This is a genomic window from Leptotrichia trevisanii DSM 22070 (assembly GCF_000482505.1).
Classification (GTDB): domain Bacteria; phylum Fusobacteriota; class Fusobacteriia; order Fusobacteriales; family Leptotrichiaceae; genus Leptotrichia; species Leptotrichia trevisanii.
This window is the reverse complement of record NZ_AXVL01000005.1, coordinates 59,493-82,990: the sequence shown is the minus strand read 5'-3', so window position 1 is coordinate 82,990 and position 23,498 is coordinate 59,493. Positions and strand designations below refer to the sequence as shown.

The 23,498-nt window shown below is 32.3% G+C and carries 21 protein-coding genes; 9 read left to right on the top strand and 12 right to left on the bottom strand.

Annotated elements, in window-relative coordinates; genetic code table 11:
- Positions 1-10 precede the first annotated feature (10 nt).
- The 9 genes from K324_RS0101250 (at position 11) to pncB (ending at position 10,037) form a co-directional block, all read left to right on the top strand.
- Complete coding sequence (locus K324_RS0101250) at positions 11-589, top strand: ANTAR domain-containing response regulator (RefSeq protein ID WP_026747539.1); 579 nt, start codon at positions 11-13, stop codon at positions 587-589.
- The gene (locus K324_RS0101245; protein ID WP_026747538.1) at positions 582-1,985 is read left to right on the top strand and encodes a sensor histidine kinase; all 1,404 of its coding nucleotides are present in this window, start codon (positions 582-584) and stop codon (positions 1,983-1,985) included. The genes K324_RS0101250 and K324_RS0101245 overlap by 8 nt, the downstream gene beginning before the upstream one ends.
- Positions 1,986-2,032: 47 nt before the next feature.
- The gene (eutA, locus tag K324_RS0101240) at positions 2,033-3,463 is read left to right on the top strand and encodes an ethanolamine ammonia-lyase reactivating factor EutA (RefSeq protein ID WP_026747537.1); all 1,431 of its coding nucleotides are present in this window, start codon (positions 2,033-2,035) and stop codon (positions 3,461-3,463) included.
- Positions 3,464-3,494: 31 nt separating this feature from the next.
- On the top strand, positions 3,495-4,859 hold the full coding sequence (locus K324_RS0101235) for an ethanolamine ammonia-lyase subunit EutB (RefSeq protein WP_026747536.1): 1,365 nt from the start codon (positions 3,495-3,497) through the stop codon (positions 4,857-4,859).
- A 13-nt stretch (positions 4,860-4,872) separates the two neighbouring features.
- Positions 4,873-5,799 carry an ethanolamine ammonia-lyase subunit EutC gene (eutC, locus tag K324_RS0101230; RefSeq protein WP_026747535.1) on the top strand — a complete coding sequence of 309 codons (927 nt, stop codon included), beginning with the start codon at positions 4,873-4,875 and terminating at the stop codon, positions 5,797-5,799.
- Between the two features lie 62 nt (positions 5,800-5,861).
- Positions 5,862-6,515 (top strand): ethanolamine utilization microcompartment protein EutL, encoded by a 654-nt coding sequence (gene eutL / locus K324_RS0101225; RefSeq protein WP_026747534.1) that lies wholly within the window; start codon positions 5,862-5,864, stop codon positions 6,513-6,515.
- Between the two features lie 355 nt (positions 6,516-6,870).
- Positions 6,871-7,974 carry an ethanolamine utilization protein EutH gene (gene eutH, locus K324_RS0101220; RefSeq protein ID WP_026747533.1) on the top strand — a complete coding sequence of 368 codons (1,104 nt, stop codon included), beginning with the start codon at positions 6,871-6,873 and terminating at the stop codon, positions 7,972-7,974.
- Between the two features lie 118 nt (positions 7,975-8,092).
- A complete protein-coding gene (locus K324_RS0101215) occupies positions 8,093-8,554 on the top strand; it encodes a cupin domain-containing protein (protein WP_026747532.1) in 462 nt (153 codons plus the stop codon).
- Between the two features lie 94 nt (positions 8,555-8,648).
- On the top strand, positions 8,649-10,037 hold the full coding sequence (pncB, locus tag K324_RS0101210) for a nicotinate phosphoribosyltransferase (protein WP_026747531.1): 1,389 nt from the start codon (positions 8,649-8,651) through the stop codon (positions 10,035-10,037).
- 111 nt (positions 10,038-10,148) lie between these two features.
- On the opposite strand, the gene K324_RS0101205 is transcribed toward pncB, so the two are convergent.
- The 12 genes from K324_RS0101205 to K324_RS0101150 form a co-directional block, all read right to left on the bottom strand.
- Positions 10,149-10,643, bottom strand: a complete 495-nt coding sequence (locus K324_RS0101205) for an HRDC domain-containing protein (protein ID WP_026747530.1) — start codon at positions 10,641-10,643, stop codon at positions 10,149-10,151.
- Between the two features lie 34 nt (positions 10,644-10,677).
- Complete coding sequence (locus tag K324_RS0101200; RefSeq protein WP_026747529.1) at positions 10,678-11,145, bottom strand: DUF4825 domain-containing protein; 468 nt, start codon at positions 11,143-11,145, stop codon at positions 10,678-10,680.
- Between the two features lie 30 nt (positions 11,146-11,175).
- Positions 11,176-13,572: a phenylalanine--tRNA ligase subunit beta gene (pheT, locus tag K324_RS0101195; protein ID WP_026747528.1), complete on the bottom strand. Its 2,397-nt coding sequence runs from the start codon at positions 13,570-13,572 to the stop codon at positions 11,176-11,178.
- Positions 13,573-14,101: 529 nt separating this feature from the next.
- On the bottom strand, positions 14,102-14,974 hold the full coding sequence (locus tag K324_RS0101190) for a hypothetical protein (protein ID WP_026747527.1): 873 nt from the start codon (positions 14,972-14,974) through the stop codon (positions 14,102-14,104).
- A 26-nt stretch (positions 14,975-15,000) separates the two neighbouring features.
- On the bottom strand, positions 15,001-15,864 hold the full coding sequence (locus K324_RS0101185) for a YwqG family protein (RefSeq protein ID WP_026747526.1): 864 nt from the start codon (positions 15,862-15,864) through the stop codon (positions 15,001-15,003).
- Between the two features lie 30 nt (positions 15,865-15,894).
- A complete protein-coding gene (locus tag K324_RS0101180) occupies positions 15,895-16,362 on the bottom strand; it encodes a GNAT family N-acetyltransferase (RefSeq protein ID WP_026747525.1) in 468 nt (155 codons plus the stop codon).
- A gap of 30 nt (positions 16,363-16,392) precedes the next feature.
- On the bottom strand, positions 16,393-17,412 hold the full coding sequence (gene pheS, locus K324_RS0101175; protein ID WP_026747524.1) for a phenylalanine--tRNA ligase subunit alpha: 1,020 nt from the start codon (positions 17,410-17,412) through the stop codon (positions 16,393-16,395).
- 695 nt (positions 17,413-18,107) lie between these two features.
- The gene (gene cobA, locus K324_RS0101170; RefSeq protein ID WP_026747523.1) at positions 18,108-19,598 is read right to left on the bottom strand and encodes a uroporphyrinogen-III C-methyltransferase; all 1,491 of its coding nucleotides are present in this window, start codon (positions 19,596-19,598) and stop codon (positions 18,108-18,110) included.
- Complete coding sequence (gene hemC, locus K324_RS0101165) at positions 19,585-20,553, bottom strand: hydroxymethylbilane synthase (RefSeq protein ID WP_026747522.1); 969 nt, start codon at positions 20,551-20,553, stop codon at positions 19,585-19,587. Before hemC ends, cobA begins: the two co-directional genes overlap by 14 nt.
- Positions 20,550-21,590 (bottom strand): glutamyl-tRNA reductase, encoded by a 1,041-nt coding sequence (gene hemA, locus K324_RS0101160; RefSeq protein WP_051354361.1) that lies wholly within the window; start codon positions 21,588-21,590, stop codon positions 20,550-20,552. The genes hemC and hemA overlap by 4 nt, the downstream gene beginning before the upstream one ends.
- 24 nt (positions 21,591-21,614) lie before the next feature.
- Complete coding sequence (locus tag K324_RS0101155; protein ID WP_026747520.1) at positions 21,615-22,232, bottom strand: retron system putative HNH endonuclease; 618 nt, start codon at positions 22,230-22,232, stop codon at positions 21,615-21,617.
- A complete protein-coding gene (locus tag K324_RS0101150; RefSeq protein ID WP_026747519.1) occupies positions 22,216-23,478 on the bottom strand; it encodes an AAA family ATPase in 1,263 nt (420 codons plus the stop codon). Before K324_RS0101150 ends, K324_RS0101155 begins: the two co-directional genes overlap by 17 nt.
- Between the last annotated feature and the right edge of the window lie 20 nt (positions 23,479-23,498).

The window sequence follows — 23,498 nt, the reverse complement described above, 5'->3', positions numbered from 1 at the left end:
AGAGAAAAAGATGAGAAAAATAATAGTTGTAGACGATGAGCCGATAACAAGAATGGACATTTGCGAGATACTTAGGGAAGCAAATTACGATGTAGTTGCTGAGGCGGGAGATGGATTTGATGCAATAGAGCAAAGCAGGAAGTATAAACCTGATTTTGTAATAATGGATATTAAGATGCCTATACTGGATGGACTGAAAGCGGCGAAAGTAATAACGAAGGAGAAATTGTCTAGAGGTATTGTTTTACTTACAGCCTATTCCAACAAGGAATTTATAGAGGAAGCTAAAAGTATAGGAATAATAGGATATATAGTGAAGCCCATTGACGAAAAGTCCTTTATTCCTAATTTGGAAATCATATTTAACAAACAGGAAGAATTTGAGGAACTGGAAAAGAAATATTTAAAAACGAGTCAGAAGCTGGAGGATAGAAAAAAAATAGACATAGCCAAAAGCATTTTGATGAAAACAAGGAATTTCACTGAAAATGAGGCATACGAGTACATAAGGACACTTAGCATGAACAAACGGTGCGACATGGGGAAAATAGCCGATATTATAATTTTATCTGGAGATGAAAATGCTTAGAACGATATGTAAACAATATACGGGGCTTTCAAATAAGGATATTGAAAAGCTGGAAAAAATATGTGAAGGGCTGCCTGTTATGAGCAAACTATTAAAGGCGGACGTATTTATTGATTGTATGACAGAAAACAGGGATACGGCGATTGTAGTTGCTGAGGCAAATCCAAGACGGGGTTCAAGCTATACTCGAAGCGTTGTAGGAAAATTTGCCTATAGAAAAAATGAGCCAGCAGTATTAAGAACACTGGAAACTGGACATCCGTCACGAGACTACAAGGCATTGACGCAGGAAAATAAAAGTGTTACGCAAAATGTGGTGCCTATAAGAAGCGATAAAACAGATGGTGCAGTGATAGCCGTTCTTATAGTCGAGGAAGGTGTGAATGAGGAAAGCATCAATAAGGAGCTAAGTTTTTTAAACAATGCGACTGATGAAATTCTTATGAGTTCCGTTGGAATGCGGCGGGAGCGGAAAATAATCGACTATATTAACGATGGAATTATAATCTTTAATGAAGAAGGCGTGTGCATATATGCTAATTCCAGAGCAAAATATGTGTACAGGAAGATAGGCTATAAGGATTTTTTCCTTGGAGAGAAATTTGATAATATTGTAATTGACAATGTTGAGTTTGAAGAGGTGCTAAGCGGGAAAGTAAAGGAGAAATCGGATGTAAACATATCAAATATGGTTTTAAGTCTGGAATATATTCTGGTAAAGGAAACAAAAGATGTTAAAAATGTGGTTTTATTTATAAAGGATATTACAGAAATAAAAATCAAGGAAAAGGAACTGATTTTAAAATCTGTTGCAATTAAGGAAATACATCATAGAGTGAAAAATAACTTACAGACAATCGCAAGTCTTCTTAGGATACAGGCAAGAAAAACTGATGATAAAGCTGTAAAAGCTGCATTTAGCGATAGTATAAACAGAATTTTAAGCATATCGGTAACTCACGAGCTGCTTGCTCAAAATGGATTGGATGAGCTGGAAATAAAGGAGGTTATAAATAAAATCCTAAAAAATTCGGTGAGAGAAAATCTGGAGGGACATTTGAAATTAAAAATAGATGTAATTGGAGATAACTTTGAAATTAATTCAGATAAGGCTACAACCATTGCACTTATAGTGAATGAACTTGTGGAAAATTGTATAAAGCACGCTTTTAAGGAGCGGGACAGGGGACATATAACGATTAAAGTGAAAAAAGGGGAAATGAAGTCCTGTGTTTCCATAAGTGATAATGGAATCGGAATGAATGAAAAGGATTTTGAAAAGGGAAGCATCGGGCTAAGGATAGTAAAAAGTCTTGTGAAGGAAAAACTTTATGGAAATCTGGATATAAAGACTGGAGAGAAAGGAACAGAAATCAGCTTTGGTTTTGAAAATTGATTTATCTTTTGGGATAAATATTAATTAAGACAAAGGAGTCTTGTGTAATGATAGAAGAAATATTAAGTGTAGGAATAGATATTGGGACTTCTACGACACAGCTTATTTTCTCAAAAATTTACATAGAGAACAGAGGGACTGCATTTACAGCACCTCAACTTAAAATAATAGGAAAAGAAGTTGTTTACAGAAGTGAAATTTATATTACCCCATTAGAAAATGAAACAAAAATAGATGCAAAAAAGGTTAAGGAAATAATAGAATCTGAATACAAAAAAGCCAATATTCAATACAAAGATGTTTCGACAGGGGCTGTAATAATAACAGGAGATACTGCAAGAAAGGAAAATGCGAAGGAAGTGCTGCAAATTCTTAGTGGAATGGCGGGAGATTTCGTAGTCGCAACGGCAGGGCCCGATCTGGAAAGCATTATCGCTGGAAAAGGTTCAGGAGCTTACGGATATTCTGATGAGAAAAATACAAGTATTGTAAACTTTGATATTGGGGGAGGAACTACAAACATTGTAGTTTTCAACAGAGGGGAAGTCGAAGATACTACCTGTCTTGACATTGGGGGAAGACTTATAAAATTTGATGGAAATGGGAATATACGTTATATTTTCAAAAAAATGTATGATATTGCCGATGATGTGAATGTAAAAATGGAGTTAGGCAGAAGAATAAGCGAGCAGGATGTAAGAAAAATAACAAGAAGAATGGCACAGCTTATTTTTGAAAGCGTTGAACTTTTGCCAAAGACTGATTTATATCGTAAAATAGTAACTTATAAGGATTTTAGGAAGCATAATGGCAATATTGAGCATTATTCGTTTACTGGAGGAATTGCAGATTTTGTTTATGGAAGAACTGAAAAGGACTTGTACAAGTATAACGATATAGGAGTAATTTTTGGAGAGGAAATGGTAAAAGTCCTGAAAGAGTTAAATATAGAGCCTCTGAAATTAAGCGAAACAATTGGAGCGACAGTAGTTGGTGCAGGAAGCCATACGACAGAAATAAGCGGAAGCACAATAACTTATACTGAAGGAATTTTCCCAATAAAGAATATTCCTGTGCTGAAAATGTCTGAGGGAGACGAGCAGTTGCCAGTTAATGAGCTTGGAAAAGTTATTGAAGATAAACTGAACTGGTTTAGCTCTGAAAATGAAATTGAAAATGTAGCACTTGCCTTTAAAGGGCAGCATAATATGGCATATACTGACATAATGGAACTGTCTTCGGTAATTTCAGACGTTGTAAAAAGAAAACATAACAAAAGTCATCCTGTAATCGTCATAGTCGAAAATGATATGGCAAAAGTATTGGGACAATGTATGAAGCTGGAACTTGACGGTTATGATATAATTTGCATAGACAGTGTAAAAGTGAGGGATGGAGATTATATTGATATAGGAGCGCCACTGGGAAATGGAAATGTTTTGCCAGTTGTAATAAAAACGTTGGTATTCAGTTATTAAATAAAAAAATTTAGAGAGGTGGCATGTAACAATGGTATTAAAAACTAAATTATTTGGACATACGTATGAATTTAAATCTGTAAAAGATGTGCAGAATAAAGCAAGTGAATTTAGATCAGGAGATGAACTTGCTGGAGTAAGTGCAAGCACAGCGGAAGAAAGAGTAGCTGCCAAAGCCGTATTAGCTGAATTGACATTGGCGGATTTGAGAAATAATCCAGCGGTACCTTATGAAGAAGATGAAGTTACAAGAATTATACAGGACGCTGTAAATGAAAAAATTTTTGGAGAAATAAAAAACTGGACTGTAAGTGAATTAAGAGAATGGATTTTGGATTCACATACGACAGGGGACGATATAAAAAGAATAAGCAAAGGGCTTACAAGTGAAATGGTGGCGGCAGTTGCTAAATTTATGAGCAATATGGATCTTATTCAGGGAGCAAGCAAAATAAGAATTAAAAAATTCTGTAATACTGAAATAGGTGGGGAAGGAATACTTGCTACAAGATTGCAGCCTAACCATACAACAGATGATCCAGATGGAATTATGTTATCAACTTACGAAGGGCTCAGTTTTGGGCAAGGAGATGCTCTTTTGGGATTAAATCCAGTTGATGACAGTGTTGACAGCGTTATGAGAGTCTTGCAAAGATTTCACGAAATAAAGACTAAATGGCAAATTCCTACACAAATTTGTGTACTGGCTCACGTAACTACGCAAATGGAGGCAGTTAGAAGAGGGGCTCCAACAGACTTGATTTTCCAAAGTATTGCAGGTTCTCAAAAAGGAAATGAAGCATTTGGTATAACTGGGGATATGATTCAGGAAGCAAGAGAATTGGCTTTAAAACACGGAACAGCTACAGGGCCTAACGTAATGTACTTTGAAACAGGACAAGGTTCAGAGTTGTCGTCAGACGCACATCACGGATGCGATCAGGTTACAATGGAAGCAAGATGTTACGGATTTGCCAAAAAATTTGATCCATTTATCGTAAATACAGTTGTTGGATTTATCGGGCCAGAATATCTTTACAACAGTAAACAAGTAATAAGAGCTGGACTTGAAGATCATTTTATGGGTAAACTTACAGGAATTTCAATGGGAGTTGATGCCTGTTACACTAACCATATGAAAGCGGATCAGAATGATATTGAAAACTTGAAAATATTATTGACAGTTGCAGGATGTAACTATTTTATGGCTATTCCAGCAGGAGATGACATCATGCTTAACTATCAGACATCTTCCTACCACGATGACGCCACATTAAGAGATTTGTGCAACAGACGTCCAATAAAACCTTTTGAAAAATGGCTGGAAAAAATGGGAATAATGAAAGATGGAAAACTTACAGATAGAGCTGGAGATGCTTCAATTTTCTTAAAATAGGGAGGAAAAATCAATGTTATCAGAAAGAGAACTAAGGGATGTAATTGAAAAAATAATAGGTGAAATAAAAATAGACGAACCATCGACAACTATGGAAGAAAAAGCACCAATTGTGAGTACAAGTTCAACTTATATGGAAAGTGGAAGTGAATCAGTTGATAATCCACATATTGTAAATGGGGAAGTAAGAGATGTTGGACAAATAAATATTAAGGATCAAATGCTTGTGGATAATCCTGAAGACAGGGAAGAATATATGAAATTAAAACAAAAGACATCTGCAAGACTGGGAATTGGAAGAGCTGGAACAAGAATGAAGACGGAGGTTCTGCTAAGACTACGGGCAGATCACGCAGCTGCACAGGATGCTGTATTTAATGATGTTCCAACAGAGTTTCTCGATGAACTTGGGTTATTTGAAATTACTACAGAATGTGAAAGTAGAGATCAATATATAACTCGTCCTGACTTGGGTAGAAAAATTTCACAGGAAGGAATAAAAACCATAGAGGAAAAATGTAAAAAGAATCCGACAGTTCAAATATTGTTGTCAGACGGGCTAAGTTCAACTGCGATTGAAGCGAATGCTAAAAATATAATTCCTGCATTGTTAAACGGGCTTAAAGGATATGGAATTGACACAGGAACACCGTTCTTTATCAAATATGGAAGAGTTGGAGCGGGAGATCACGTTGGAGAAATCCTGAACGCTGATGTTGTGTGCATATTAATTGGAGAGCGTCCAGGACTTACAACTGCGGAAAGTATGAGCGCCTACATTACTTACAAGGCTCGTCCAGGAATTTCTGAAGCAAAAAGAACAGTTGTGTCAAATATTCACAAGGACGGAACTCCATCATCAGAAGCGGGGGCGCACGTTGCAACACTGATTAAGAAAATAATTGACGCAAAAGCAAGTGGACAGGACTTGAAATTGTAAAAATAACTTAAATAAACCGAACTTTGAGAATAAAAATAAAATTAACATTTTTAGGAGGAACAATGAAAGGCGATAGACTAAAGGCTAATGTATTAGCTGTGAGATTAATTCCGAATGTGGACAGAGATATGGCTAAAGAGCTGGAATTACCTGATGAGCATAGAAGTATAGGTATTATAACTGCAGACTGCGATGACGTTACTTACACAGCATTGGATGAAGCTACGAAAAAAGCCGTTGTTGACGTGGCTTATGGAAAATCATTCTATGGTGGGGCTGCAAATGCAAATACAAAACTGGCTGGAGAAGTAATAGGAATCTTGTCGGGACCTACTCCTGCGGAAGTAAAAAGCGGACTTGCTGCGGCAGTTGACTTTATTGAAAACGAAGGTGCATTTATAAGTGCAAATGATGATGACAGCATTGCTTACTATGCACACTGTGTATCAAGAACAGGAACTTATTTATCAAAAATAGCAGGAATTGAAGAAGGGGAATCGCTGGCGTACTTAATTGCACCGCCACTTGAAGCAATGTATGCTCTGGATGTTGCATTAAAAGCTGCTGACGTGAGATTAGTTGCATTTTATGGGCCACCTTCAGAAACAAACTTTGGTGGAGGACTTTTGACAGGAAGTCAGTCTGCATGCAAGGCTGCGTGTGATGCGTTTGCAGAAGCCGTAAAATCTGTGGCAGACAATCCATTGACTTATTAATGAACAAATCATTAATTATGGTGAAATCACTTTAAAACCAGACTTGAAAAAGTTATGACTGTTTGATTTTGAAAAGGATTGAGCAATAAATAGAATTGCCTTGTAAATTTATAATACTATTTTTCCATTAGGTAAAAAATTATTTTGGTTAGGCAATTCTATATTTTTCTAAAATATTTTGGAAAAGGTTCCTATAAATATAACTTTACTTGTATTTTTATTATTAGAACTTCTGCATGATTGGGAGATAATGCAACTAAAAGATATTTTATGGGAAGTAATCTTGTATAAACATAATTTTGAGTATTTTCGTTTAAAATAAAAAAATTAAATGAAAATTTGGGAGGAATGTAAAATGGGAATAGATAAAATAATAATTATTATTATGACTATTTTTATGGCAATAGGTGGAATAGATAAGATATTTGGAAACAAACTGGGGTATGGTGAAAAATTTGAAGAAGGGATAATGGCTATGGGTTCACTTGCAGTTGCCATGGTTGGGATTATTTCTTTAGCACCAGTTTTAGGAAATCTTTTGACACCAGTAGTAGGGCCGATTTATTCAGTATTAGGGGCAGATCCTGCAATGTTTGCGACAACACTTCTTGCAAATGATATGGGAGGAGCACCACTTGCATTAGGAATGGCTAAAAATCCTGAAGCGGGGAGATTGGCAGCGTTTATACTAGGTTCTATGATGGGGCCAACTATCGTGTTTACAATACCGGTAGCGTTGGGGATAATTCAAAAGGAAGATAAACCTTATTTGGCAAAAGGTATTTTGGCTGGAATTACTACAATACCATTAGGAGTGCTTGCAGGTGGAATAGTGGCTGGATTTCCGATAGGATTGATTTTAGTCAATTTGATACCAATAATAATTGTTGCAGCATTAATTATTTTAGGATTAATTTTCATACCTGAAAAAATGACAAAAGGATTTGCCGTTTTTGGACAGGCAGTAGTAACTATAATTACAATAGGGTTGGTGGCAGCTATAATTCAAGAATTAACAGGGTTTGTAGTAATTCCTGGAATGGCTTCGATAAAAGATGGTTTAGGAACAGTTGGAGCAATTGCGATAGTGCTGGCTGGAGCATATCCATTGGTTCATTTTATTACAAAAGTATTTGGAAAACCGCTGGAAGTATTAGGAAAAGGACTTGGAATGAATGAAGCTGGAGCGGCTGGATTAGTTGCAACTTTGGCTAACAATATTCCGATGTTTGGAATTTTAAAAGATATGGATGCAAATGGGAAAGTAATGAATATTGCTTTTGCAGTAAGTGCGGCATTTGTGTTTGGAGATCATTTAGGATTTACAGCTGGATTTGAATTAAATGGAGAAAGATTTACTCAAATGATTTTTCCGATGATAGTTGGAAAATTAGTGGCAGGAGTAACAGCGATATTGGTAGCAAAAATATTGTTCTGTAAAAAGGAAACAACAAAATAGTTTATTAAAAGAAAGCCTGAAGACTTGGTAAAAGACATGAGGACATTGATTCAGACAAGAAATAAACAAACAAGATTATTTGTTCCTAAAAATTAATAAAAGGACTTGGGAGGAAAAAATGGATTTAAAAAATTTAGACAGGGAAACATTGGAAAAAATACTTAGAAAAGTGGTGCAGGAAGAATTAAACAGGAAAGTTGGAGGATTTGAAAAACATATTGATAAAAGTGGAGTTGGAGTTGTTAAGATTCCTACTGTAAAGCCTAAAAGATTTGATACAGGAAATCCAAATGCTAAGGTATTTTTGACAGATGTGTTTACAATAGAGGAAAGTGGAAGATTGGGATGCGGAGTAATGGAAATGGAAGAATCCGCTTTTGACTGGACTTTGAGATATGATGAAATTGACTACATAATAGATGGAACATTGGAAATTATAATAGATGGTAACAAAGTTACAGGAAATAGAGGGGATGTTATTTTAATTCCTAAAGATTCCAAAATAACATTTAGTGCACCAAACTTTGCAAGATTTATATATGTAGTTTATCCTGCAAATTGGGAAGATACTTGTAAATAAGAAAATAAATACCCCTAAAGATAGAGGCTGTAAAATGATATGATAATAACAGCCTCTTTACTTATTTTAGAAAAAATATAAAACGAGGTTAATTATGGAAAAATTTTTTAAATTTTTAAATTCAGACAGATACCAGTACACAGAAAGTGAGATTTATCTAAAAAATAATATGCAAAATAAAATTGCAGCTTTTGATGTGTTTTTGCGTACAAAAAAGGAAAATGACTATGCTGTGGTGTATGGAATATCTGATGTTCTTGGGCTTATTGAGATACTTAACGAAACTTCTTGCGAAGATAAGAAGAAATATTTGTCAAAAATATTTGATAATGCTGATTTTATCGAATATATTGCCAATATGAAGTTTACAGGTACAATAAAAGGAGTGAGAGATGGAGAGATTGTATTTTCAAATGAGCCGATATTGACAGTTACTGCTCCGCTTATACAGGGTAAAATTATTGAAACTCCTATTTTGAATATTCTTCATTATCAGACGCTTGCGGCAACAGTCACTTCCAAAATTGTGCTGGCGGCTGAGGGTAGGGGAGTGCTTTCGTTTGGGACAAGAAGGACGGCAGGATTTGAAGCGGCGATGACAATGACAAAGGCCAGCTATGTGGCAGGCTGTATATCCCACTCAAATCTTGCGGCAGAATATTTTTATGATTTGAAAAGCACAGGAACAATGACACACGGCTTTATCCAGACTTTTGGAATGGGAGAAAATGCTGAATACAAGGCCTTTGATGCTTTTATAAAGATGTACAGAAACAAAAATCAGGCACTTATAATGCTAATTGACACTTATAATACTCTTGAGAGCGGAATAATCAGTGCTGTGAGGGCATTTAAGGACAATGGCATAAATGATGAATATGAAGGAATGTATGGGATAAGGATAGATTCAGGGAATTTGGAGAAACTATCGAAGGAATGTAGAAGAATCCTTGATAAAAATGGACTTTATAAGGCAAAAATTGTATTAACAAGTGGACTTGATGAAAAAAAAATAAGAACATTGATAAAAAATAATGCAAAAGTAGATATATTTGGAGTGGGAGATGCCATAGCATTACCTGAAAGAGCAATAAGCACAGTTTACAAAATGGCTAAAATCAATGAAAATAACGTAATGAAAATTTCCGATGAAAGCGGGAAAACATCATTACCGGGAAATAAGGATTTATATAGAGTTTATAAAAACAATGATTTTTATGATGTTATAGCACTAGAAGACGAAAAGCTGGAAGATACAGGAAATATTAAAAAATTAACAATTGATTATATTTCAGATGGTGAAAAAATTGTAGAAAATTATGAATTGCTAGACTTGAAAAAGGCAAAGGAGTATTATGACAGCAATTTGTCCTTTGTGAAAAAAGTATATGGTGAGAAGTTGAAAGTGAAGAGAGTGAAATTGTCAGAAAAATTGGAGAATTTGAAAAGGGAACTTTTGAAAACAAAAAAAATATGTAAATAAAAAAATACCTCAATCAAAAATGAAAGAGGTGTATTTTTTGAATTGTACTCAAAATCTTGGACATAAATAAAATTGTAGATTTTTCCTTAATGTTTTTAAGTTTTTTCTAAATTAAATTTTCATATCATAAAAATTTTCCAGAATCAGTAAAATTTCTTCCCCATAATCCCTGACTTTCCGTTTTCCCATTCCCTTTAACTGGGAAAGTTCTTCAATGTTTTTAGGATTAGTTTTTGCAATATTCACCAAAAGCTGATTTGAAGCAATGATATATGGCGGATAGCCCAAAAGTTGTGCTTCTCCTGCCCGCCATTCTTTTAATATCTTGTATAGTTCCATTTCATCTTCTGTCAAATATTCCATATAATTTTTATTAGTTTCTTTAAATTCTTTCACATCTTGTGTAAAATTATCTTTTCCAGAATTTTTATTAACCTTTTCAATTTTTTCACATTCAACAAAAACCGTCCAGTAATATTTCCCCTCAATTTTTACCAGTTCAGCCTGATACTTCACCATTTGAACATCTCCTAGCACCCTTTCCAATTTTTTTTGCTCAAATTCTTCCATTTTCTCGTCAAATGGCAATGTTACTATTTTTAACACCTCAATTCCCCCTCTTTTTTAAAATTTGTAACTTTTATTCATTCAAATATTTTATAAATTCCTTTTTATTCATCCCAATTTCTTTAGTATTTTTATTCACTTCAGCCTTCAAGTAATTATCAATTTCATCTCTCGTAAATTCGGCTATAATTTTATCATCTGAAACATCTGTATATTTTACAAATGATAAATTTTCAATCAAAGCAAACATTACAACTGTATTCTTAAGAAAATCATTTTTTTCAGAAATTTTTCCAGAATTTGTATTTAATTTCACAAGTATTCCATAAGGCTCTTTTTCCGACAAAATTTGTACAGAATTATAGCTTGTTTCCTTGGGATATTTTAAATTTGATAAAATATTTATTACTTTAGAATTGTCGCCTACATATTTTGTTTTGTATTCATAAATATTTTTATTAGAATTTTGTGATTTACCACATGCTGTAAAAATAACACAGACAATTAATGAAATTATTATTTTTAATTTTTTATTTTTCATAGCAATCACCTCATAAATTCATAATAATTTTTATTGTCTTAAAACTGCACCATAGTCCTTCTCAACCTTAGCCACAATTTTATTGGAAATATCAATAATTTCCTTTTCTTCCAGCGTTTTATTCTTATCTCTTAACACCACGCTGATTGCCACGCTCTTCATTCCAGGCAGCACTCCAACTCCTTGATAAATATCAAACAGTTCCACTTTTTCTATTTTCTTGTCAACTTTCTGAATTGTTTTTAATACATCTCCAACTAGGATTTCTTCCTTCATAACGAATGCAAAATCTCTTGGAACTGCCGGATATTTTACAATTCCTTGATAATTTACCTTTTTACCAATATATTTCTGAATCAAGTCAATGTTAAATTCTCCAACTAGAACAGATGTTTTCCCTAAGTCAAAGTTTTCCAGCACATCTGGATGAATTTCTCCAAAGCTTCCAATTAATTCACGTCCCACAAACACATCAACTGAACGTCCAGGGTGGAACTGACTTTGCTCAGAACGTTTTATCATATAGTTATTGAATTTAAGCTGTGTAAAGATTTCTTCTACAATTCCCTTCAAATCGTAAAAATCGTAAGGAACAGGTTTTGGATTCCACAATGTCTTGTCGTTTTCTCCAGCCAGAATTATTCCCAATTTCACTTCTTCTTTTGCCAATTCTTCGGATTTTTCAAAAGTTCTGCTCACTTCAAAGAATCTAATATTTGAAACATTTCTGTTAATATTGTCCTTTGCGTTTTTGATAAGGCTGTAAAGCAATGTCGGACGCAATGTTACAAAATCCTCTGTAATTGGTTTTAACACATCAATCAGTTTTTCCTGTGCAACTGTATATTTTATTTTTTCCATCGCATCTTTTGGCACAAAGCTGTAGTTGATAACTTCCTTCAGTCCTGCATTTGCCGAAATAAGTTTTACCTGCGTAGAAAGTTTTGTTGTGTCAATAACTGGCTGTTCGCTAATATCCAGTTTTGGCAAAATGTTTTCGATATTGTCAAAACCATACATTCTGATAATTTCTTCAAAGTAGTCCTGCTCATTTTCCAAATCGTCACGGTAACTTGGTGCAGTCAATGTCAAAGTTTCTCCATTATCTACAACTTCAATTTCAAGTCTAGTTAAAATTCCAACAACAGTTTCACGAGGAATTACTTTTCCAACGAAACGGTTCAGTCTTTCAAAATTAAGTTCAGCAGACTTTTTCTCATAAGGAACAGGATAATTATCAACAGCTCCAGCCAATATTTCTCCACCTGCTACTTCCTGAATCAAGTTTGCAAGTCTATTTATCACATTAACCGCATTTTCCTCGTCCACTCTTCTTTCAAATCTATATGAAGAATCACTTGATAAAGTCAATCTTCTTGAAGTTTTTCTGACATTTTGCGAGTTAAAGTTTGCCACTTCTAGAAGGATATTTTTGGTATTTTCAGTAATTTGTGAATTTTCTCCGCCCATTACACCACCAAGTGCTACGGCTTTCACTCCATCCGAAATTACAATATCATCACTATTTAACTCTCTTTCCTGCTCATCAAGCGTAACCAGTTTTTCGTTTTCAAGCCCTGCTCTCACAACAATCTTTCCACCTTCAATTTTATCAAGGTCAAAAGCATGATTAGGCTGATTAAGTTCCATCATCACAAAATTTGAAGCATCTACAATATTATTAATACTTCTGATTCCAATAGATTCTACTCTTTCCTTAAGCCATTTTGGACTGTCCTTAACCGTCACATTTTTAATAATTCTAGCCACATATCTTTTTGCCAAATTGCTGTCTGCAATTTCAACTGAAATATTGTCAGCAGTTTTTTCGCTATTTTCAGTATTTATCACAAAACTAGGATATTTAACTTCCTTCCCGTAATAAGCCCCCAGTTCTCTTGCAATCCCAATATGCGATAAACAATCAGGACGATTTGGCGTAATTTCCAGCTCAAACACAGTATCATTAATTCCCAAATATTCCTTCATTGGTATTCCGGCAGGTGTATCTTGAGGTAAAATCATAATCCCGTCAGAATCCTTACCAATATTCAGTTCTTCTTCTGAACAAAGCATTCCATTTGATTCCACTCCTCTTATCTTCCCTTTTTTAATAACAAAGTCTTCAGCCAGTTTTGCTCCAACCTGTGCTAAAACAACCTTATCCCCAGCCTTATGATTAGATGCACCACATACAACCTGCAAAATTTCCTTCCCATTATCCACTTTACAAATCGTCAAATGATCCGAATCAGGATGCATCTCCTTTTCAATAATATGTGCCGTTGCAACATTTTCCAAGTTTTCCCCCAGCACCTCGATTTTTTCCACTTCCTGCCCAATCATAGTAAGGGCATTTTCCATTTCATTTATTTCTATTCCATCTAAATCTATATACTGCTTTAACCAGTTCAACGAAATCAGCATTCTTTTTTTCTCCTTATTTTTTATTTTTCTTTATTTCAAATATATTATCTATTTTATTTTTTTATTATTAATAAATATTTTTCCTATAATTTTATACTTATCCTTTTTAAAAGCAAAGGGGAACAGTCGCCATCCCCTTTGCAATCCCGGCTTGTCTAAGAATTTTTTTGAAATATTCCCAAATTTTATTTGGGAAAGTAGTCTAAACATTTATTGTTTGAATAAACCTTGATTACTATGAAAACGAAACTCGCTACGTAAAACTTCGCTCAAACAATCGTTTTCATTCCAAAAAAATCACGACATTCTTAACTTAAATAAAATATTAAGCAAAATTTCGTTAAAGGAAAAAGAATTGTCTGAGCTTTTGAAAAATATTTTAAATAAAATCTATTTATCAATATTAGAAAAACTTATATTCAAAAGCGAGTTTTCTTTTTCTTTTATAAGAAAGTTTTGCGTAAAGTGGGGATGCAAGGGCATGGCGTTTGATGCCCTTGCGTTAAAAATAAATATGAAAAAAAAATTATTAATCTACAAATCTAAAATCAAAATTCAAAAAATATGTTTTTATTATTTTTATAAATAATTCAGGTTTTTCTATATACTTCATATTTTTTGAAAAAACTACTTCTCCAGTCTTCTTCTCAATTTGTATATTTTTATTGTTTTTATTTTCTAAAACCGTAATTTTTCTAATTTCCTTCCAAAAATAATTTTCTAAAAGTTTGCCATTTTGATTTTCCACTCTAATTCCATCTTTATTAAAAAAAATATATTTATGTATCTTGACTTTTTCTAAGTTTTTATCCATATTTAAACTAAAAATTCTGTCTTTCATTAAATTATTTTCTTCAATAATTCCGAATTTAAATTCAAATTCATCCTTATTTTTTATATCTTCATTAAATTGATTCCTTAAAACAAATTCAACATAATTTTTTACAAACAATTTTGAAGCCATCCTGTTTAATTTCAAATTTATTATAATTTTTTCTAAATTATTATTTATTATATTTTGTTTATTTTCCACTTCAATAACGAGAAATTCAACATTATCAGAACCATTTTTTAAATTTAAATAGAAATAATTTTTCACATCTTCAAAAAATATTTTTTTCTTTTTCAAGATATCTTCAAAGCCATTTTCATAAAAAATATATTTCCCAACTGAACTTTCTTCCATTTTTAGCCATAAAAACTGAATTGGTGTAAGTGATATAATGAATATTCCAATCCAGAATAAAAACTCAAAATAATTTTTTCCCCAGTTTACAAGCGACGAAATTATAAGAAAAAATCCTAAAATAATGCAAATTGCCATAATAAATGTAGTTTTTATAATTAGAACTTGTGAAATTCCAGCTTTTCCAACTGTTTTTCCTAATATTTTTTCTTTCATTTTCCAAAATTATCCTATTTTTATTTTTAACTGCAATCCCAGTTATAAAGAATTTCTGAAAAATCTTTATTTTTCAACTTTTCACGATTTATAAAAAAGTTTATTACGCCAGCATCTCCGATACAAATTTTCCAATTCCGAGTATTTTCGTCAAATTCGCTATTAAGTTGAAATAACACTGTATCAAATTTTTTATATTCTTCGTTATATTCTCTCGGATCTTCTTGTGTAAAAAAGGCAAATCCATCACATTGTGAATAATAATTTTCTGAATATTGCATAAAGTTCAATAATTTTCTATAAAGCCAATCTTCCTGTGTTTGTTTTAATTCTTTTTCCTTGCAGATTGTTGTGAATATATCATAAAACATGTCTTCAAATCTTTCCTTTTCGCTTATCAATTCAAAGTTCATTTTATAACTTTCATTATTGTTTGTAATGTAGCTTTCTTCAAAATTATAAGGATTATAAATACTTTTTAATTCATTTTCATCATAAAACTCTTCGATTTTTTTATGATAAATCACACGAAAACTATCTTGAACAGTCTGATTATCAAAGTCAAGCCCTAACAATCCATCCTCATCATTTAGAACGAAAAATTGTAAAATCCCTTTTTCTGGAAAATCTGCAAGCCCTTGTAAATCGTCACAGTTAATCTGTGCAATCATCATCATTTTATCGCCATTAGCTGTTTGGGGAATTTCTGCTCCTTTAGGGATATAAGGCAATCCCATAACTTTGCTATCTGTTATTTTTAGTTCATTTTCCGTCAATATAATTTTTGCAAAAGTCTTTGTCTGTGCAGTTTTTTTATATTCAGCCCAAATTTCATCATAAACTTTTTTTGCAAATTCATCATCAATTTTTATTTCTAATTCATTTTCCATTTTTAACCTTCCAATTAAATTAGTAACTTATTATCTAAATTTTTCCATTCTTATAATTCCTTCATCATCTGCTTTGTTTATTCCATTTTTGCAACTATATCCCATTTTCTTATAAAACGGGACAGCTGTAATGGACGCAGGTACCTCGATTCTTTTGGCTCTTAAAAAATATTCATCTTTTTCCATTGTTTCAATAATTTTTTGTCCTATTCCCTTTCCCTGATGTTCAGGCGAGATAAAAATAGTAAATAAAGAACTTTCATCAACTTTATCCCAATATGGTGCAATTGCTCTACATCCAATAATATTGTCCTTTTCTTCTGCAACATAAAAATGTGTCCACGAAGCTCTTTTAAGAACATTTTCAGGATGGAAATTATTTACATAATTTTCTATTAAATCAACAGAATAATCTTTTATATTTGTTTTTCGCAATGTTTCCACTATCAATTCAGATACTTTTTTAGCGTCTTTTTCTTCAAATCTGCGTATTTTCATATTTTTCTCCTGAATTACACTAATTAGATCCTAAAATTGATTCAAAAACCTCTCATCATTTTCAAAAAATGCCCTCAAATCATCAATTCCATATTTTAACATTGTAATTCTTTCAAGCCCCAAACCAAATGCAAAACCTTGATATTTTTTCGGATCAATTCCAACACCTTCCAGAACTTTCGGATTTACCATTCCGCTTCCTAAAATTTCAAGCCATCCAGTCCCTTTACAAACTCTACATCCAGCTCCTTTACAAACTCCACATTCTACATCCATTTCAGCTGATGGCTCTGTGAATGGGAAAAAGTGCGGACGGAATCTTACTTTTCTGTCTTCTCCAAATATTTTTTTCACGATATTTTCCAAAATCGCCTTAAAATTAGCAAAAGAAACATCTTCTCCTACCATAAGCCCTTCCATCTGATGGAACATTGGTGTATGCGACACATCGTAGTCTGGACGGTAAACTTTCCCAATCGAAATCATTCTAAATGGTGGTTTTCTGTCTTCCATATATCTAATTTGCATACCAGAAGTCTGTGTTCTTAATACAACATTTTCTTCTTCGATGTAAAATGTATCTGAAATTTCACGTGACGGATGTGTTTTTGGAATGTTTAATGCATCAAAATTATATTTTACATATTCCACTTCTGGTCCGTCCACAATGTCAAATCCCATTGTGGAAACGATGTCCTTTATTTCCATAACTGTCTTTGTAAGCGGATGAAGTGACCCCACGTTAGCCTTTCTCCCTGGCAAAGTCACATCTATAGTTTCGTTTTTCAGTCTTTGCTGTTTTGCAATTTCCTTCAAGTCAGTATTTACTTCATCAAATCTATTTTGCAGTACATTTTTTATTTCATTCGTAACTTTCCCAAATTCAGCCCTCTTTTCAGCCGCAATATCAGCCATTCCCTTCATAATAGCTGTAAATTCCCCTTTTTTCCCCAATATCTTAACTCTTAGGTCATTCAGCTCCTCAAGATTTTCCACCTCTTTAAGTTTTGCTAACACTTCTTCTTTCAAGTGTGCCAATTTGTCTAACATTTTTCCTCCTGTTTGCTTCACTTTTCTATATTTTATACTATAAAATTTATGTTTTTATTATATCACACTTTAAATATATTAAAAAGTTTAAATTTCCCAAAACAAAAAATAGGCATTGAATAAAATTGAAAAAAATGTTATAATACTTTCATATAAAAAACAATCTGTGTGGAATTTTTTATAAATTTGTGAAAAAAAATCCTTGTTCTTAATTGAGCAGGGATTTTTTTTATGATATAATAAGCAAGTCAAAAAGGTTTCACAAGCCTTTTAGACAGTTTCACACAGATTGGAGGTGGTAACGATGATTAATCAAGACTGGGCTATTTTGCTGGTTATAATCGTTCTATTTTTGATTTTTAGCCGTCAAAGATAGTCGGCACTTGATAATCTCCTTTCTACCTTATGCTCACTGGTTTATCTGCTAGCCAGTGGGTTTTATTATTTACTTTAAAAAAAAATACAATAGATTTTAATGTTTCTCAATTTTTTCAAAAAAAGAAGCAGAATCTCGAAAATTCCACTTCCAAACACAGCAATTCATTTCACTAAATTTACAAATTAATAAACTCAATTTTCGTACTTATCCTCACAATAGACATTTTCACTAGGATACTTATAACATTTCACAGCTATTTCATTGTCTGGTAAACTTCATCTTTATATTTCTTTTGTCTAGTATAAAAAGGTGTTCCTTATCCTCTTGCTGTCTGTTTCAAAATTTCATCAAACAAATCTTCTTCAGTGTATTTCTTCGGCTCTATTCCTACTTTTAATCCATATTTTTCAATAGTTTTTGTAGTAACAGGACCGATTGAGGCTATAATTTTATTTTTCAGAATTTCTTTTATTTCCTCATTTTCAGTCAAGTTTATGCTGTCAGCAAAGGCTTTAAAGGTTGAAGAGCTTAAGAACATTAAGATGTTGCTTTCTTTTATGTATTTTTCAGCTTTTTCCTTTTCCACTTCAACTTTCTGAGTTTTATACACTACAAGTTTTTCATAATTTCGATTGTATAAATCTGAATATTTTTTTTCATTTACTGGAGAAATGTCAGATACTATAAACAGTATTTTTTCTCCTTCCTTAGTAAAGTTCACACTTTCGCTAGCCAGTCTTTCTACCGTATATTCTTTTGGATAAAAATCTGGAATTATTTTATATTTTTCAATTTCTTCAGCAGTTTTTTCTCCCACGACACCTATTTTAACATTTCCCAAAGCACGAATATCCTTTATTTTTTTCATAAATCCAATAACAGAATTTATACTGTTAAATAGAAGGGTGCTGTATTCCTTCAAATCAGGCATTTCAAAATCGACATACTCTATATTAATAAATGGAATGCTCAAAGCCTGTCCGCCAAGTTCATTTATTTTATTTGATATATTTCCTTGTTTTTCCCTATTTCTTGTAACAAGAATATTTTTTCCAAATAACGGCTTATTTTCAAACCATTTCATTTTTTCCCGTAAATTTACTACTTCTCCAATCAAAATAATGGAAGGCGATTTTACATTATGTTCTTTTACTGTATTTACTATTGTTTCCAATGTTCCTGTGTAAGTTTTCTGTCTTGTCGTTGTTCCATCTTTTATTATTGCGACAGGTGTTTTCGGATTTTTTCCGTTATTTATCAAGTTTTCTGCTATTTTTTCAAGATTACTTAATCCCATTAAAAAAACCAAAGTTCCTTCCAATTTTGCAATAATTGGAAAATCAAGTTCTATTCCATTAAATTGCGTATGTCCAGTAAATACGTGAAAAGAAGTATTAATTCCTCTGTGAGTAACAGGAATTCCAGCATAAGCTGGCACAGCGATTGAAGAAGTTATCCCTGGAATCACTTCAAAGTCTATATTTTCAGCAATTAAAGCCTCTATTTCTTCTCCTCCTCGTCCAAATACAAAAGGATCTCCTCCTTTTAGTCTTAGAACTGCAAGTCCTTCTTTACTTTTTTCCACTAATTTATTATTTATATCTGCCTGTAATTTTCCTCCAGCAGTATTTTCTTTCCCCATATAAATCATTTCTACATCAGACTTTGCATACTGTAAGATATTTTCATTTACAAGCCTGTCATAAACAATGCAGTCCGCTTTTTCTATCACATTTTTCAATTTTAAAGTTATAAGTCCTTCATCTCCACAGCCTGCTCCTGCGATATAAACTTTACCTTTTCTCATTTTTCAACTCCTCTTTTTTTATTTCTTCAGCCAATTTTTGTGCAGTTTCCTTTGGATTTTCCCTATTTCCTTCAACTTCTTTAAATATTCTGATTCCGTTATCATTAAACATTCCCTTTAATTTTAATGTATTCCCTTCAATAACCGATGAACAGCCTATCGGAGTATGACATCCTCCATCAAAAATTTTTGAAAATTCTCTTTCAGCTTTACACATTATTGTAACTTCATCATCATTTATAATTTTTAGAAGGTGTCGTATTTTATTATCATTTTCCCTGCATTGAATACATAAAATTCCTTGTCCTGGTGCTGGCATAAAAACATCTGCATCAAAATACTCAGTAATTCTGTTTTCCAGCCCAACTCTTTTTAATCCAGCCGCAGCCAGCACAATCGCATCATATTCTCCATCATCAAGTTTTTTGAGCCTTGTGTGAATATTACCTCGAATTGCTTTTATCTTTACATCATTTCGCAAATTTAGAAGCTCCTTTTCCCGTCTTATGCTCCCTGTCCCAATTACAGAATTTTCATCAAGTTCTTTTAATTTTTTTCCATTTTTTGAAACAAGCACATCACGGTTGTCTTCCCTCATTGGAAAACATGCATTCAAAAGCCCTTCTGGAGTATTCTGTGGCATATCCTTTAACGAATGTACCGCCAAATCTATTTTATTTTCCAGCATTTCCTTTTCAATTTCCTTCACAAACAAGTCCTTTTGCGTAGTTCCTTTTATTTTTGTAAAGTCCCTTAAATCTTTATCTCCCTTTGTAACTATAACTTTCAGTTCTATTTCCAGTGGATTTTTTTTCTCAAATCCTTCAATTCCGCAAAAATTCTCATTTTCTCTTAATTCATCATATTTTTTAATAAGCATTTCCTTCACTTTTTCCGCTTGTGCAAGTGCCAAAATACTTCCTCTCGTTCCAATAATTATTTTATTTGATTTCATCTATTTTCACCCATCTGAATATTTTTCTGATTTGTATATTTTCTTCTTTTTTCAAGTTTTTCCGCTATTTTTTTTAACTGCTCCTCAATAATGTAAGAATATTTTTCTACAATTTCATCCCGTTTTTCCACATTTTTATTATATTCATCCCAAATATTTTCCAAATGATAAAGCGAAACATTTTCAAAATCACCAATACTTGTCTCAATGTCTCTCGGAACGGCTAAATCAAGGAAAAATCGTTTTTTTCCATCATTCAAAATATTTTGAATTTTCGCTGTTTCAAGAATCAAATGTGGTGCGGAAGTGGCACTTATTACAATATCCATATTTTTTATAACATTATATTTCTCGTTAAATTCTGCAGTTTGAACATCTGGATACACTTTCTGCAATTCAATTGATCGTCGCAAACTTCTATTTGTCATTGTCAAATGGCAATTGTTCATTTTGTGAAGAAGTACAAGAATCGACTGGCTCAAATCTCCCACTCCAATTACAAATATTTTTTTATTTTCAAGGCTCTCAAATTTTGTTCTTATAAATTTTACAGCTATCGAATCAAGTGAAATATTTTTTTCGTTTATCTTGCTTTCCGCCCTAAATCTTTTCCCAGTTTCTATCGCCTGATTAAACATTATATTCAAAAATGAAGACGTAATATTTTTGTCAAGAGCATCAAAATATGCCTTTTTAAGCTGTACAAGAATCTGATCTTCTCCCTTTATTATCGAATCCAGCCCACAAATCACCCGCAATAAATAATTCACGGCTTCAGCCCCTTTATAGTCCTTCATCTTCTCAATCCTAAAATCCCTCTTTAATCTCTCAATTTCAAATTCCTTGCTAACATCCAAATAAAGTTCTATCCTAAGGCAAGTTTCAACAGCCACATACCCTTTTATAATCCTTTTTTCCAAATACTCCCTCAAAACATGTCTATACCCCTCTTTTACAAACTTTTCCCTTTCTTCTAAACTCAAATTTTTATAACTAAAACTTAGAATATAAAAATTTTTTACTAAATTTTCCTTCATTTTTTTCTCTCTCCAATTTTTTATTTATTTTTCAGTTGCAGATTTTAAATTTTTTAAAAGAAATTCTTTTAGCGTAGGAAATTTTGTTATATATTTTAAATTTTCAATATTAATTACTATTTTCCCTTCTTTTCTTGAAGAATTTTGATAAATAAAACTTTTTCTGCTTTCACATAATTTTTTTTGATTCAAATTTAAAATTTCTATTGTTTTCATTGCCATTTCATACTCTATTCCATTTTCATATTTTGGAATTATTTCGCCTGTACTAATACTATATTCAAAATAATCTCTAGGATTATATTCAACTGGATTCACAAATTTATCATCCCATTTGTTCCCTTTTGTTGAACCACAAGTTTGATTTTCAAGACAACCAGTCAAAAAATTACTGTAATTATGAAACAACTTTGGAAATTTATCTTTAGGTTTTATATGCTCAATTTGACTTTTCTCAACAGAAATCTGTCTTTCACAATAAGGACAAAAATAATTTCCATCTATTTTCTGCTCATTTTCAAGCATATACTCTTTTAGTTTGCTCTTTATTTCAAAATCAAAATCTTTCCAGCTTTTCCGATTACTTTTCTTTTTAAATTCCGCAAAAAATTTTGGCTCATCATTTTTATTTACTTTCAGCATTTTTTCTCCCCTTCTTCACTTGCAAATCCATATCCACTAAAAATAAATCTCTATCATCTTCTCCTAGAATATCTTTTATTTTACTGTATTTTCTTTCAAATTCAAAACTTTCATAATTATCATTTTTAACCATTTCTTTTACTTGATTAAGCAGTTCGTACACACTAGGATTTCTATCTGTCTCAAGACCCATTATATCTTCCAGAATTCTTTCCATAGTCTGTCCATACGAATTACCAAGTTCTTTCCCAAGTCTAGTCTCTATATTTCCATCTCGATTTTTTATTAATAAAATTATATTCTCTTTTTCCACACTTCCTAAAATATGCGGAGAATGTGTTGCCAAAATTATCTGGTTATTTTTACCAATTTTTTTATAAACATCGACAATTTTCTGTTGCCATTTTGGATGTAATGAAAGTTCTGGTTCATCAATCATAATTATCGAATTTTCAGGCTCTAGCATTTTTATCGCCAAAGTCCGTAAAAACAACTGCTTTTCTCCAGAAGAAAGTTCATTTATCCCAAATTTTTTTCCACTAGAATCTGTAAAAATCGGCATACTATTCTCATCTTTCGATATTTCTGAAAGTTTCACATCCAACTCCAAAATTTCAAAAATCCCATTAATTTCCTCAAAAACTTTTTTTCTGACTTGTCCCATTGTCAAATCTTCCTCTTCATTCGCAACTTTAGAAATCCGAGTTGCAATATAGGACGGAATATCCTTAATTTCGTATGAATCTACGATATTAATAAAACTATATTCTTTTTTCAAATTTGTTTGAGCTTTCTTAATTTCTTCAAAATTAATTTCAATTGGAACATAAATTATTTTGGGAAATATTTTTAATTTTTCAAAACTTCTGCTTATTATTTTTGAATTATAATTTCGATTTTCTGTTTTATTGTGTCTGTAATCATAGTTATAAAATTTTATATTTCTCAAGCAATCTGTAAATTCAATATCTTTTTGTGCTTCTTTTTCAACTTCTGTCAATCCTTCACTATCCATAAGACTTTCCAAGACTTCTATTTCATTCTCTTCATAAAATAATTCCACATTAACAGCTTTACTTCTAAACATTTCAAACCAATAACGAATACTTTCCAAAACTCTAGTTTTCCCACTCCCATTAATCCCAGCCAGAACTATCAAATCTAAAACTTTTCCTTCTGACTCAAAATTCAAATCTAAATTTTCAAGTCCGTTATATTCTTCTATGTGAAGATTTTTTATTTTCATTTGTGGTCACTCCTTTCTAT